The sequence below is a fragment of the Myxococcus virescens genome (assembly GCF_900101905.1).
Lineage (GTDB): Bacteria > Myxococcota > Myxococcia > Myxococcales > Myxococcaceae > Myxococcus > Myxococcus virescens.
In genome coordinates this window covers 334,083-347,151 of the sequence record NZ_FNAJ01000003.1, presented here as the reverse complement: position 1 = coordinate 347,151, position 13,069 = coordinate 334,083, and the positions used below count along the sequence as shown (strand labels likewise).

General features: G+C 67.6%; 10 protein-coding genes. 5 read left to right on the top strand and 5 right to left on the bottom strand.

The window, feature by feature from the left end:
• Window positions 1-5: 5 nt before the first annotated feature.
• Together BLU09_RS11725 and BLU09_RS11720 are read right to left on the bottom strand one after the other, a co-directional pair.
• On the bottom strand, window positions 6-956 hold the full coding sequence (locus BLU09_RS11725) for an RluA family pseudouridine synthase (protein WP_090489323.1): 951 nt from the start codon (window positions 954-956) through the stop codon (window positions 6-8).
• On the bottom strand, window positions 953-2,095 hold the full coding sequence (locus BLU09_RS11720) for a serine/threonine-protein kinase (protein ID WP_090489322.1): 1,143 nt from the start codon (window positions 2,093-2,095) through the stop codon (window positions 953-955). Before BLU09_RS11720 ends, BLU09_RS11725 begins: the two co-directional genes overlap by 4 nt.
• Window positions 2,096-2,223: 128 nt before the next feature.
• On the opposite strand from BLU09_RS11720, the gene BLU09_RS11715 reads away from it, so the two are divergent.
• Window positions 2,224-4,356 (top strand): serine/threonine-protein kinase, encoded by a 2,133-nt coding sequence (locus BLU09_RS11715; RefSeq protein ID WP_090489320.1) that lies wholly within the window; start codon window positions 2,224-2,226, stop codon window positions 4,354-4,356.
• Between the two features lie 51 nt (window positions 4,357-4,407).
• Here the strand turns inward: BLU09_RS11715 and BLU09_RS11710 are convergent, their stop codons facing one another.
• The 3 genes from BLU09_RS11710 to BLU09_RS11700 form a co-directional block, all read right to left on the bottom strand.
• On the bottom strand, window positions 4,408-6,543 hold the full coding sequence (locus BLU09_RS11710) for a putative metal-binding motif-containing protein (protein WP_090489319.1): 2,136 nt from the start codon (window positions 6,541-6,543) through the stop codon (window positions 4,408-4,410).
• Complete coding sequence (locus BLU09_RS11705; RefSeq protein ID WP_244171630.1) at window positions 6,540-7,394, bottom strand: tetratricopeptide repeat protein; 855 nt, start codon at window positions 7,392-7,394, stop codon at window positions 6,540-6,542. The genes BLU09_RS11710 and BLU09_RS11705 overlap by 4 nt, the downstream gene beginning before the upstream one ends.
• A 114-nt stretch (window positions 7,395-7,508) precedes the next feature.
• Window positions 7,509-8,486 (bottom strand): helix-turn-helix transcriptional regulator, encoded by a 978-nt coding sequence (locus BLU09_RS11700; RefSeq protein WP_090489315.1) that lies wholly within the window; start codon window positions 8,484-8,486, stop codon window positions 7,509-7,511.
• Between the two features lie 125 nt (window positions 8,487-8,611).
• Here BLU09_RS11700 and BLU09_RS11695 point away from each other — a divergent pair, with 125 nt between their 5' ends.
• From BLU09_RS11695 to rseP, 4 genes are all read left to right on the top strand, one after another.
• Window positions 8,612-9,565: an SDR family oxidoreductase gene (locus tag BLU09_RS11695; protein WP_167371072.1), complete on the top strand. Its 954-nt coding sequence runs from the start codon at window positions 8,612-8,614 to the stop codon at window positions 9,563-9,565.
• A gap of 165 nt (window positions 9,566-9,730) precedes the next feature.
• Window positions 9,731-10,522: an isoprenyl transferase gene (locus BLU09_RS11690; protein ID WP_011552625.1), complete on the top strand. Its 792-nt coding sequence runs from the start codon at window positions 9,731-9,733 to the stop codon at window positions 10,520-10,522.
• The gene (locus tag BLU09_RS11685) at window positions 10,519-11,349 is read left to right on the top strand and encodes a phosphatidate cytidylyltransferase (protein ID WP_011552626.1); all 831 of its coding nucleotides are present in this window, start codon (window positions 10,519-10,521) and stop codon (window positions 11,347-11,349) included. The genes BLU09_RS11690 and BLU09_RS11685 overlap by 4 nt, the downstream gene beginning before the upstream one ends.
• A gap of 83 nt (window positions 11,350-11,432) precedes the next feature.
• Window positions 11,433-13,064: an RIP metalloprotease RseP gene (gene rseP / locus BLU09_RS11680; RefSeq protein WP_167371071.1), complete on the top strand. Its 1,632-nt coding sequence runs from the start codon at window positions 11,433-11,435 to the stop codon at window positions 13,062-13,064.
• The last annotated feature ends 5 nt before the right edge of the window (window positions 13,065-13,069 follow it).

Below are 13,069 nucleotides of genomic sequence, written 5' to 3'. Positions count from 1 at the left end.
AGCCCTCAGTCCCGCTGCTCACCGCGGGGCAGGGGCAGGCCGCGCCGCTCCAGCTCCGCGCGCAGCTCCGGGGGCAGGGGGCTGTGGACCGTCATGTTTCGCCGCGTCTGCGGGTGCGTCAGGCCCAGGGAGCGAGCGTGCAGGAAGAAGCGGCCCAGCTCCGGGGCCTCGCGTCCGCCGTAGAGGCTGTCGCCGACGATGGGGGCGCCAATGCCCGCGAGGTGCGCGCGCACCTGGTGCAGCACGCCGGTGAGAATCTTCACCTCCACCACGCTGAACTCACCCGCGCGCGACAGCACGGTGAACTTCGACACCGCCTCCCGGGCGTCCTCGGCCCCGTAGGGCGCGGGCTCCACGCGGTCCGGATGCCGGGGGTGGTGACGCAGGGGCAGGTCGATGTCGCCCTCGTCCGTCAGTGGCCCTGTCACCAGCGCCAGGTAGCGCTTGTCCACGGCGCGGCTGCCAAAGGCCTCGCGCACGGCGTTCCACGCGTCCCGCGTCCGCGCGGCCACGACGACGCCGGAGGTCTCCACGTCCAGCCGGTGGCACAGGCCGCCCTCGCGCGCGTCCAGCGAGGCCTGAGCGCATTCGGGATAGCGGGCCACCAACGCGTTGGCCACCGTGCCCGTCTCTCCGGACTGCAGGGGGTGGGACGGCCGTCCCGCGGGCTTGTCCACGAATACGAGCGAGTCGTCCTCGTGCAGCACGGTGAGTGGGAAGTCCGCGTCGGGCACGGCCTCGCGGGACTCTTCTTCCACCTCGACGGCGATGTGCTGCCCGGCGGTGAGCGTGAGGCCCTTCTTCGCGGGGCGGCCATTCACCTTCACCGCGCCCGCCTCGAAGAGGCGCTTGAGGCGCGCGCGAGACAGGCCCAGCGCTTCACCAATGAAGAGGTCCACCCGCTGGCCCGCCTTGTCGGCGTCCACGGTGAGGGTGTGCAGCTTGGAGGGATTCACTCGGACAGGGCCTCGTAGACTTCCTCGGCCGTCTGGAACCGGTCGTCCGGCTCCTTGCGGATGAGGCGGTGGGCGACGCGCGCGAGCTGCGGGTCCCCGTGAAGGTTCAGCGCCAGCACGGGGGGCGGCTCCGTCTCCAGCACCTGGCGCCAGAGCTCGTGCGGCGTCTTCGCGTCGAAGGGAGGCCGCCCGCTGAGCAGCTCATAGAGGATGACCCCCAGGCTGTACAGGTCGGAGCGTCCATCCAGGGGCTCGCCCAGAATCTGCTCCGGCGCCATGTACCGGTAGGTGCCCACCAGCTTGCCGGCCTCGGTGATGGCCGCGTCGTCCGCCAGGAACTTGGCGAGCCCGAAGTCCATCAGCCGCACCTGCCGGTCGTCGTCCACCATGATGTTGGACGGCTTGAGGTCGCGGTGAACCAGGCCGTGGCCGTGGATGTAGGCCAGGGCCTCGCAAATCTGGAGCATTGCGTCCTTGAGACGTCCCATGCGTTCGGGCCGGTTGAGGTCCTCTTCGCGGACCACGCGTCCCGGCTCCTCCTCGGGCTCCGGGGGGCGCGGCATGGGGGGCGGCAGGTCGAAGCCCTCCAGCGAATCATCCGAGCCGATACCCACGTGCGGGCTGGCACTGGAGGCGAAGCTCTCCAGGTCCTCGCTGGGTGCCTCCTCCGCGAAGGCCTCCAGGCCGAAGGTGCCGTCATACGGGCTGTCCTCCGAGTCATCCATCGAATCGGAGAAGCTCCGGCTCAAGGGGCCGAAGTCGTCGTCCGCGGTCCGGAGGACGGACAAGGGGCTGCGCGGCGTGTGGCTGCCCGGAGGGGTTTGCCGGTCGCCGCTGCTCAGGTCGAGGTAGTGGCGGAGGGTGAGGCCCTCGATGAGCTCCATGGCCAGGTACGGCACGCCCTGGTGCACGCCGGACTCGAACACCTTCACGACGTTGGGGTGTGACAGGTCCACGAGTGTGTCGAACTCGCGGGCGAGTCTGCGCGCGGCACGAGCATCCCGCGCGGGGCCGGCTGAAAGCAGCTTCAGCGCGACCTCGTCGGTGGTGCGGCGGTCCAGGGCCCGATAAACGGTTCCTGCCCCGCCACTGCCAAGCGTCTCCAGAACGCGGTAGGGACCGATGACCTTCGGGGGCATGGGGTGCCGAAATCCTACGGACCACGTCACGTCAGGGTCAACGTTGGCAACGCCTGATTGCTCGGCGCACGGCAGAACTGGCGGCAAGTGGTTTTACTTTTCCGACAAACCTGGGAGAACCCGAGTCAATGCAAATCGGGAAGTACCAGCTGGTGCGAAAGCTTGCGTCAGGCGGCATGGCGGAGGTCTTCCTGGCGAAGGCCGCGGGGCCACGCGGCTTCGAGAAGACGCTCGTGCTCAAGCGCATCCTTCCGCACCTGGCGGAGGACGCGGCCTTTGTCGAGATGTTCCTGGGCGAGGCGCGGCTGGCGGCGCAGCTCGAGCACCCGAACATCGTGCAGATTTTCGACTTCGGTGAGGCCGAGGGCAGCTTCTTCCTGGCCATGGAGTTCATCGACGGTCCGAACCTGCGCAAGCTGGTGAAGCGGGCCGCGGAGGAAGCGCTGCCCCCCGCCTTCTGCGCGAAGGTGGTGGCGGCCGCGGCGGAGGGGCTAGCGTACGCGCACGAGTTCCGTGACGTGGAGACGGGCGAGCCGCTGGGCTTGATTCACCGCGACGTGAGTCCGGACAACATCCTGGTGTCTCGGCAGGGCGCGGTGAAGGTGGTGGACTTCGGCATCGCGAAGGTGGCGGGGCAGGGGCACCGGACGCTGACGGGCGTGGTGAAGGGCAAGGTGGCGTACATGCCGCCCGAGCAGCTCCAGGCGAAGGCCATGGACCGGCGGGTGGATGTCTACGCGCTCGGGGTGGTGCTGTACGAACTGCTCACGGGGAAGCGGCCGTTCGATGCGACGACGGACGTGAGCGTGATGCAGGCGATTCTGTTCGAGCCGTTCATTCCCGTGGTGCAACGGCGGCCGGATGTGCCCGTGGCGTTGCAGCAGGTGCTCGACAAGGCGCTGGCGAAGGACCGGGACCGGCGGTACGCGGACTGCCGGGCGTTGCAGGACGACCTGGAGCGGTTCGTGTTGTCGACGGGCGAGCCGGTGGGCGCGTATCAGATTGCCCAGCGCATCGCGCAGTGGGTGCCGGAGGTGGCCGCGGCTCCGGCGATGACGCCGTCGAAGGGAGGCAGCAAGGGCGCGGTGGCGTCGCAGGCGAAGTCGGATGCCCGGAGCGCGTCCATGGTGTCGCCGCCGGTGGATTCGACCTCTCCGACGACGCCGATGCCCCGGTCGCTCGTTGCGCCCGTGGAGGTGCCGGCGGATCCGACGTCGCCGACGACGCCCATGCCGATTGCCATCGGTGGCGTGGTGCAGGCGTTGGAGCCGCGCGCCTCCCCGCAGCAGGACACGCTTCAGTCGTACCCGGTGGTCGTGAAGACGCCCGCGCTTCGGGCGGATGCGTCAGCGCGTGGAACGTCTCGGCCAAGAGCGCAGTCCCGGGCCTCGGGGGCGAAGGTACAGGTGCCGCATGCGCGTGACGACGACGCGGTGGCGATGGCGGCTGCTTCGTCGCCGCCGCCAGGAGGGGCTTCATCGGCGCCCACGACTCCCGAGGACGCGGACGACGCCGTGCATACGCGGAGCACGGAGTACACCGCGACGGTGCCGTCAGGGCGGTCAGGAGGGCGGATTGCTGTCATCGTCGGGGCCGTAGTGGCGCTGGTGGTGGGCGGCGCTGTCACCGTGATGCGCGGCGATGATTCAGAGGTCTCGCCAGTTCGGGTGAATCCACCGCCGCTCACGCAGTTGCCGAGCGAGCCTGTTGCTCCGAGCCAAGGCGGCAGGAATGTGCCGCAGGTGAAACCAAGCGTCGACGTGAAGGCGAGCGCTCAGGATTCGAGTGACAGGGCACAGGCGGAACCGCAGGTTTCGGTGGACGTCCCCGTGGCGCCGCAGGAGCCGCGCGTCGCACGGGATGCCACCACGCCCGAAGCAGGGCCTCCCACTGTGAAGGATGCTCCGCCTGAGAACGGCGGAGCGGCTGCGAAGGAGGGGAGCGCTGTCGTGGCGAAGCGTGAGCCCGCGAAGGCGTCTGGGGAGCCCGTGCCGAATCCATCGCGGGCTCGTGAAAGGGCGCCGACCCAGAAGGTGGCGCCTGTCGCAAAGGGGCGCCTGGAGTTCCGCATCCGTCCGTATGCCGTGGTGTCGTTGGACGGGAAGGTCCTGGGGCAGACGCCGTTCGCCGCGGTTGAGGTGTCGGAGGGGCGACACACCGTCCGGCTCGTCAACAAGGAACTCGGCAAGGACGTGACCCGGACCGTTGAGGTGAAGGCAGGCCAGCCCAATGTGTTCAAGCTCAATCTCGAAGCGGAGTGAGCCGCGCCCGCACCGAGGCCACCTGATACGTGGCCTCGGTGGTGAGGCTTGCTATTGAGGCCAGTGGAGAATCTGTCCGTTGTTTCCCGCGACCCAGAGGTCTGCGGGGCTCGTGCCTGCGATGTCGTTGAATCGGAGGCTCGTGTTCTCGAAGATGATTTGCCACTGCGTGCCGTCGTACCGGTAGATGCGACCGTTGTAGGCGGTGACGTAGACGGACTTTGCGCCGAATGCGACGACGGAGGTCAGTGTCTCGGTGTTCGTGTTGGGGAAGGGCATCCTGCTCCACGTGCTGCCGTCCCACTGGAGGACAGAGTTCTGGCCGCCCAGTGCGTCGCCCACTGCAAAGGCGAGCTTGTCGTTCACCACCCAGACTCCACGGAGGCGGCCCAGGTCTGCGACGGTTGTCTCTACCATCTCCGATTGCCACTGCCCGGTGCTTGGGTTGAAGCGGTACAGGCGAGCCCTGTTGCTCCCACTGTCGAAGCCACCAACCGCGAATAGCGCTGAACGGGAACGACCGTGGATGTCGAACAGCGGCCCGACAGTGTTCGTGCCGAAGTTCAACGAACCGGTGCCGATATCTCCCGTCCACCTGAAGGTCAGGCCCTGGTTCACGGAGCCAGAGTTCTCAGTGACCCCATGAATCTCGAGGGCCCCTGCATGGCGAAAGCCGACGAGTGCCTGCACCCACCGGGCAAAGGAGTGCGTCGCGGTGCAGGCATTTTGTGACCTGTCCAGATAGGCAAGATAACCTCCTGAGGAGCCGATATAGATACGTCCTTGGCTTGCCATGTCGGCCCAGACTGCGTTCCACCCTCTGTTGGAGTCGCCACAGTTGGTTGCGTTGGTCTGGAACACTGAAGCGCCCGGCGTGAGAATCGCGATACTTCCTTGATTCCCAGAGACAGTCACATCGCCTGGAACTTCCGTGAAGATGGAGCGCCATTCCATGTCGGTCACGCCAACGGTCAGTGATACCCAGCTTGCACCTTCTCCCGGGCACACCTCGGGGCCTTCGGGAGTCCCGTCACAGTTGTTGTCCAGGGCGTCGCACAGCTCCGGCGCGCCAGGGTAGGTGAACGGGTTGCCGTCGTTGCAGTCGCCACTGGTGGCGGCGTAGTCCGTGCCAGGCGGGACGCAGGACGACACGGCCGTGCCAACACCAAAGCCATCTCCGTCGCCATCCAGGTACCAGTTGTTGGGGAACCTCGTGGGCTGGCAGGTGGTGGCGATGCCGGAGGCGTCGCAGACGTAGACGCCGGCACACTGGGCCTCCGCGGTGCACGCGGTGCCGAGGTGGGGGAAGGTCTCGTCAATCTGGTCGTTGCAGTTGTCGTCGACGCCGTTGCAGATCTCCGGTGCGCCAGGCCTGATGCTGGCGTTGTTGTCGTTGCAGTCGTCCGCGGGACCGGTGACATAGCCCTGCGGGATACCGTCGCAGAATGCGACGGGAGCGGCGTTCCGGTTGCCGTGGCCGTCCTGGTCCACGTCGGGGTAGGCATACACGGCCAACGGCATGTTGCAGATGACGGCACCATTTTCGCCGCACGCCCGAATGCCTTCGCACCCCTCTGCCTCAAAGCAGTCCTGGCCCAGGCGCAGTTCCACCGTGTCCGACTGTCCGTTGCAGTTGTCATCGACGTCGTTGCAAAGCTCGGTTGCACCCGGATGGATGCTCGCGTTGTTGTCGTCGCAGTCCGTTCCGCCCGTGAGCAGGGAGACGTACCCATCGCCGTCCGCGTCCGTTGCTTGGAGCGACAGCGTCACTGTCTCGACCTTCCCCGTTTGGGGGCTCACGCGTATCGAACGCGTCATCACGGGTGTCGCTTCGCAGTTCTGCTCATATGCACGTGCCTCCACTTGGACGGAGTCGCCCCAACTGCTCGGCGCAAATACACTGACGAGGAGGGACCCTCCTGAGCGGCCTCCCTTGCCGGCAATCTCGACGGTGGACGCTTTCCCACTGGCTTCGTCCCGGGCACTGACGAGCACGCAGCCAGGAAGGAACCCCGAGTAGTCGATCGACACTTTGAGGGCTCTGCATGTCGGCCTGTCACCCAGGAATGCGTCGACGGAGTCGCCCATGAGGCCGTTGAGGTCACATGGGTGGAGTTCGTCGAGGCTGGGCACGGTGCAGGCCATGCCAGACAGGAGAACAAGGCACGCCAGAAAAATGCGGTTCATCGCGCCTCCCGCTGCGCCGTGGCTTCGTTGCCCAGGAAGTAGGTGATGACCGCTCCCGCCGCCGCTGTCGCCGCGACACCGAACAAGATGTTGGCGCCGAGCGCCTTGCCGCGCGCCGCGTCCAGATGTCCCATCTGCTCATCGACACTGAAGGTGTCTCGCGCGCTCTGGATGTCGCTCCGGGAGCGCAGGCCGAGGTAGCTCCCGATGCCACCCGCGAGCACCCCTGCACCAAGCAAGGCCACGGGGAGAGGACGGATGCGGAGGCCCGTTGACTCATGTGCCATGAGTCCGGGCTCGGCGCTGGTGAGGAGTGAAGGGGTTGGCGCAGCAGGTGATGGTGTCGCGACGGCCAACGCAGTTCCCTCGGGTTCGAGGACGGGGCGGTCCTGCGAAGGGGCGGGCGGTGGCTCGACGGGGGCCGAAGCCACGCGTTCGCTCTGGAGCTTCTTGCGTACGTCCTCGAAGTCCCGAGCCACCTTGGGAGAGACCCTGACGGGAAGCTGGGAGTCTGGTTGAAGTGACAGGGCTTCGCGGAATGCTCGGAGGGATTGTGAGCGTCTCCCGAGATCGGCGAGGACGATGGCCTCGTACATCGCGGCGTCTGCCCGTTCGTCGTCCGTCGTGGCCAGTGCCTTGGCTTGGGTGAGCGTCTTCAGCGCTTGCTCATACTCAAGTTCCTCATAGAGCTGCGCTGCCGCCTTCAGTCGTGCGCGAAACGAGGAGTCGCGAGCGCTGGATTGCGCGGCCTTGGCCGTCACGGTTTGCCCAAGCGCCAAGCCCGGTAGCAGGAGCGTGTAGCTCAGCACCCATACCTGGATCGGTGCTTTCTTGAGAATGAAGCTTTCCATGGATGGCAAAGCTACCACGCTCGTTCGACTGTCTAAGAAAGGGTGTGCGAATTGCTGTGCATGCGTAGTTCTTGCGAGGCTTGCCCAACAGCGCAAGCTTCGCCTGGCCATGCGTCAAGGAGTGGCACTTCGATGCGTGTCGAGGATACCCGTCGCCAGTTTCAGGAGCTTCGTTCGCAGTCCTTCCGGGGCGAGCACTTCGAAGCCCGAGCCGACGTCGCAGAGTTGGCTGAAGGCAATCGCTTCGCGCTCGAAGTCCACGACCACTGTCTTGAGTCCATCCGCTGCGAGCGGCGCGGCATCCAGCCGTGAACCCTCCGCTCGCGGCCGGATCTTCCGCAGCGCCTCGAGTGCCTCCGGCGTCAAGCGCAGCGTGACCTCGTACTGCGCGCGCTTCTCCGCGAAGCGTGAGCACCACTCCTTCCAGAACGCGGGCAGGTCGAAGCGCGCCGGCCGGATGAAGGTCTCCGGGCTTATCCGTGCACCGTCCACGCGCGAGCCTCGATACACACGCGGTTCATCCTCGCCCGTGCTCGCGACGAGGTACCAACGGTCCGCCTTGATGACGAGCGCGTACGGGTCCACCACCTTGCGGCTCGGTTTGCCTTCGAAGTCCCGGTACGTCAGCGACACGCGCCGGTCCTGCCAGACGGCGTCGCGCAGCGTCGCCAGATGCGGCACGGCCTCGCGTTCCGGAAACCACGAGGACGCATCCACGTGAAGCCGCTGGCGTGCGTACTCCAGCGCGGGTTGCTGGAGTGCGGGCAGGGAGGCCGCCATCTTCACCAGGCCCGAACGCAGCGCCGAGGTCAGGCCCAGGTCATCCAGGGCTCCCGGTGCCGCCACGGCCGCCAGTGCATGCAACTCCGCCCGGGTGAAGCCCGTGAGTTGGGTACGCCAGCCTTCCATCAACGCCACGCCGCCCGCGGCGCCTCGGGTGGCGTACACGGGCACGCCCGCGCCGGAGAGCGCGTCGAGGTCCCGGTGGATGGTCCGTTCGGAGACCTCGAGCTCCCTTGCCAGCTCGCCCGCCGTCATCTTCGGGCGTGTCTGGAGGAGCAGCGTCAAACTGACGAGTCGGTCGGCGCGCATGGGCAGGTTCCAAAGCGAAGTCTAGGCAGGGAATCATGACAGGGGATGTCATGATTCCCTGCCTAGGGTGCGAACACGAACCACCGCGGTCCACGGCCGCCCGTGGGCTTGGAGGAGTGCCCGCCATGAAGCCACTCGAAGGACGCGTTGCCCTGGTCGCTGGAGCCACCCGGGGCGCGGGGCGCGGTATCGCCACCATGTTGGGGGAGGCGGGCGCCACCGTGTACTGCACCGGGCGCAGCGTGCGCGGACGGCCCGCGACGGGCTCGCGTCCGGAGACCATCGAGGAGACCGCCGAAATCGTCGACGCCAAGGGCGGCCGGGGCATCGCCGTCCGCGTGGACCATTCCGTCGAATCGGAGGTCGAAGCCCTTTGCGCGCGCATCCAGCGGGAGCAGGGGCGGCTCGACATCCTGGTGAACGACATCTGGGGCGGCGACGGACTCACCGAGTTCGGCCCGGCGTTCTGGAAACAGTCCGCCGCGAAGGGGCAGCAGATGTTCGAGCGCGCCGTCTTCACGCACCTGCTCACCAGTCGCCACGCCGTGCCGCTCATGCTGGGCGGTGAGCGAGGGCTCATCGTCGAAATCACGGATGGGGACTCGTTCGGCTACCGCGGCAACCTCTGGTACGACCTGGTGAAGATGTCCGTCATCCGACTCGCCTTCGGGATGTCCCGGGAGTTGCGCCGCACGTGTGTTACCGCACTGGCGCTGACGCCCGGCTTCCTCCGCTCCGAGGAGATGCTGGAGAACTTCGGCGTCACGGAAGCGAACTGGCGCGAGGGCGCGGCGAAGGATCCGCACTTCATCGCCTCGGAGAGCCCTGCCTACGTGGGCCGGGCGGTGGCGGCGCTCGCGGCGGATCCGAACGTGGGCGCCAAGGCCGGCCGTGTCTTCAGCTCCTGGGCCCTGGCCCGCGAGTACGGCTTCACGGACGCCGACGGCTCCCAGCCGCATTGGGGCGACTACTTCGCGCGCGCTTTCGGCAGGCCGTACCAGGTCGCGGACGAGGACGCCTACACGTCCTGGCGCGACGGCCCCATGGAGATTGCCAGCCCGGATTGGCCCCTGGGCTGAGAGGCCACCGAGTGAGCGGCTGCCTACCTGCGCCTACATGGCGCGTGCGCTCTGACGGGGAGCGGCCACCCACCGCCACCGGGCGACCAGTCAGGGGCCGACCGTGACGGTTGGGGCACGCGCCCGTGGACGGCGCGCGGCGGCATCGCTAGGGTGCGCGGCTTCATGGAACGCCCTTCAGTGATTTCCACCCTGGAACAAGCCGTCAAGGCCCGGCCGATGCCGCGCCACGTGGGCATCATCATGGACGGCAACGGGCGATGGGCGGAGTCCCGAGGGCTGCCCCGGCTGGAGGGGCACCGGGAGGCGACGTCGAGTGTGCGCGAAGTGACGCGCACCGCGCGCCGCCTGGGCATCCAGGCGCTGACGCTCTACGCGTTCTCGTCGCAGAACTGGGCGCGTCCGGCGGAAGAGGTCGCCGGATTGATGGACCTGCTCCGGGAGTATCTGGAGCGCGAGCGCTCCGAAATCCTGGACAACGGCATTCGCCTCAACGCCATTGGAGACGTGGACCGGCTGCCGCGCTACGTGCGTGATCCGCTGGACCGGCTCCGGGCCGACTCCGCGCACAACACCGGCATGGTGCTGTCGCTGGCGTTGTCCTACGGCGGGCGTGAGGAAATCCTCCACGCGGCGCGGCGGCTGGCCGAGGCCGTGGAGCGTGGGGAGTTGGCGGCGGGACGGTTGGAAGAGAGCGACTTCGAGCAGTTCCTCTGGACGCAGGGACTGCCCCCGTTGGACCTGATGGTGAGGACCAGCGGGGAGCTGCGCGTGTCCAACTTCCTGCTCTGGCAGATGGCGTACGCGGAGATGTGCTTCACCGACGCCTTGTGGCCGGACTTCCGTACTGACGAGTTCCTCCGCTGCGTGTCGCAGTACCAGCAGCGTGAGCGCCGCTTCGGCCTCACGTCCGCACAGGTGCAGCGGGAGGACGCTCCTCAGCAGGCCAAGGCGTGAACGACAAGAACCGAAACCTCGTCATCCGCGTCGTCTCCGCGGTGACACTGCTGCCGCTGGTCCTCCTGCTGCTGTTCCTCGGTGGTTACTGGAGCGCGGCCCTGCTGGGCGCCGCCGCCGCCGCGTGCGTGGGTGAGTACTACCTCATCGTCCAGAAGCGCCTGACGGTGGCCTCCTGGGTCGGAATGGCCTTCGCCGCGGTGCTGCCCTTCCTGCCCATGCGGGACGCGGCGCGCACGGGCGAGACGGCCTTCTGGCTCACCATCGTCTTCGCGTTCTTCGCGTGGATCTACCACCTCTTCAAGGGGCCGCTGGCGGAGGCGCCCACCCGCACGGCGCACCTGGTCAACGGCTTCCTCTACGGCGCGGTGGGCCTCACGGCCGTGTCCGCGCTGCGCCTGTTGCCCGACCACGGCCTGGCCTGGGTCATCTGCGCGCTGGTCATCACCTGGGCCAATGACACCGCCGCCTACTTCTTCGGGCGGTTCCTGGGGAAGCACAAGCTCTACCCGGAGGTGAGCCCCAACAAGACGTGGGAGGGCTTCTTCGGGGGCATGCTGGGCTCGGTGGGCGGTATGTTCATTGCCCGGCAGTTCTTCTTCCCCGTGTTCACGGTGTGGGACTGCGTGCTGCTGGGCATCGCCGGCGGCATCCTGGGGCCGGTGGGCGACCTGTGTGAGTCCATGCTGAAGCGGGCCTACGGGGTGAAGGACTCGGGCGTCCTCATCCCCGGGCACGGTGGCGTGTTGGATCGCATCGACGCGCTCCTGTTCAACGCGCCCCTGGTGTTCGTCTACGTGCAGTTCGTCCGGGGCCTGCTGCCCTAGGACCGCCCCTTCCGGCTGCCCGTCTGCTCGGCGGGCCCGGTTGCGCGTTGTCCACCTGGGCGCCCACGATTACTGTTGCGCCCATGCTCCAAAACATCGGGTTCTTCGTCATTCTGCTCGGCGTGCTCGTCACGGTGCACGAGCTTGGCCACTTCCTGGTGGCGAAGGCCTGTGGTGTGAAGGTCCTGAAGTTCTCCATCGGCTTCGGACCCAAGTTGATCGGCTTCACCAAGGGCGAGACGGAGTACCAGATTGCCCTGCTGCCGCTGGGCGGCTACGTGAAGATGGCGGGGGACATGCCCCACGAGGAGCTCAGCCCGGAGGAGGCCAGCCGGGGCTTCCTGGCGCAGCCCCCATGGAAGCGCGGCCTCATCGTCCTGGCGGGGCCGGCCTTCAACCTCATCTTCCCCATCCTCGTCTATTTCTTCGTCTTCCTGGGCCCGCACCAGGCCACCTCCACCTACGTGGGAACGGTGAGCGAGGGCATGCCAGCGCAGGCCGCCGGCATCCGCCCTGGAGACCGCATCCTGTCCGTGGATGGCGAGCCGGTGCGCACGTTCAACGACATGCGGGAGGCGTTCGTCGGCCGCTTCGAGCGGCCCGTCCCCATCGTCCTGGAGCGCAACGGCCAGAAGCTGACGCTGGACGTGACGCCCACGAAGAACGTGGAGACGTCCCCCATCGACACGGTGGAGCGCGGCTCCATTGGCGTGGAGGCCGTGTCGAAGCCGCCCATCGTCGGCGTGCCGCCGGGCTCGGTGGCGGAGAAGGCCGGACTGAGGACCTTCGACCGCATCCTGGCCGTCAACGGCGTGAGCGTGGAGACGGAAGCGCGCTTCCAGCAGGAGCTGGACAAGCACGCGGAGGGCGCGCCCCTGGAGCTCACCCTCCGGCGCATGGACTCCGTGGCGGCGGGCGTCGTGACGGGGCGGGTGCCCTCCGTGCTGAAGCTCACCGTGCCGAAGCAGCCGGGTGTGGGGCTGGCGACGGTGGGCGCGGAGACGTCCGACCTGTACCTGGCCACCGTGGCGCCGGGGAGCGCGGCCGAGAAGGGCGGCCTGCGGCCCGGAGACCGCATCATCGCGCTGGATGGCGAGAAGCCGGAGTCCTTCGTCAAGTTCTCCTCGAAGCTGAACGCCCTGAAGGAACGTTCCTTCCAGCTGACGTGGCGGGGCGCGGACGGCGAGCGCACGGAGACGCTGGCGCAGGCGCCGCTGAAGACGGAGGACGAGATGGGCACGGCGAGCTCGCCCATCGTCCTGGGCGTGCGCAACTGGGTGCTCTCCGCGGCGGACATGCCGGTGCTGGATGAGGTGACGGTGCATCTGGGGCCGGGCGCCGCGCTGAAGCAGGCCGCGCTCATCGTCCCGAAGATCGTCGGGCAGATGGTGCGGGTCCTCGGCGGGCTGCTGGTGGGCTCGGTGCCGATGAACACCGTGGGCGGCCCCATCATGATGTACCAGCTGGCGTCGAAGAGCGCCGAGCAGGGCCTGGACAGCTTCCTCCACCTGATGGCGCTCATCTCCATCAACCTGGGGGTGATGAACCTGTTGCCCATCCCCGTGCTGGACGGCTTCCACCTGCTTTCCGCCGCCTGGGAGGGAATTCGCCGCCGCCCCATCCCTGTTCGCGTCCGCGAGGTGGCCAACATGGTGGGGCTCGCGCTGCTCGTCCTGCTGATGCTGTTGGCCGTGACCAACGACATCACCCGCTAGAGGAC

Excerpts from the sequence above, each read along its gene's own strand:
- BLU09_RS11720 (WP_090489322.1), bottom strand. The coding sequence starts at position 2,095 with ATGCCCCCGAAGGTCATCGGTCCCTACCGCGTTCTGGAGACGCTTGGC.
- BLU09_RS11715 (WP_090489320.1), top strand. The coding sequence starts at position 2,224 with ATGCAAATCGGGAAGTACCAGCTGGTGCGAAAGCTTGCGTCAGGCGGC.
- BLU09_RS11710 (WP_090489319.1), bottom strand. The coding sequence starts at position 6,543 with ATGAACCGCATTTTTCTGGCGTGCCTTGTTCTCCTGTCTGGCATGGCC.
- BLU09_RS11705 (WP_244171630.1), bottom strand. The coding sequence starts at position 7,394 with ATGGAAAGCTTCATTCTCAAGAAAGCACCGATCCAGGTATGGGTGCTG.
- BLU09_RS11700 (WP_090489315.1), bottom strand. The coding sequence starts at position 8,486 with ATGCGCGCCGACCGACTCGTCAGTTTGACGCTGCTCCTCCAGACACGC.
- BLU09_RS11695 (WP_167371072.1), top strand. The coding sequence starts at position 8,612 with ATGAAGCCACTCGAAGGACGCGTTGCCCTGGTCGCTGGAGCCACCCGG.
- BLU09_RS11690 (WP_011552625.1), top strand. The coding sequence starts at position 9,731 with ATGGAACGCCCTTCAGTGATTTCCACCCTGGAACAAGCCGTCAAGGCC.
- rseP (WP_167371071.1), top strand. The coding sequence starts at position 11,433 with ATGCTCCAAAACATCGGGTTCTTCGTCATTCTGCTCGGCGTGCTCGTC.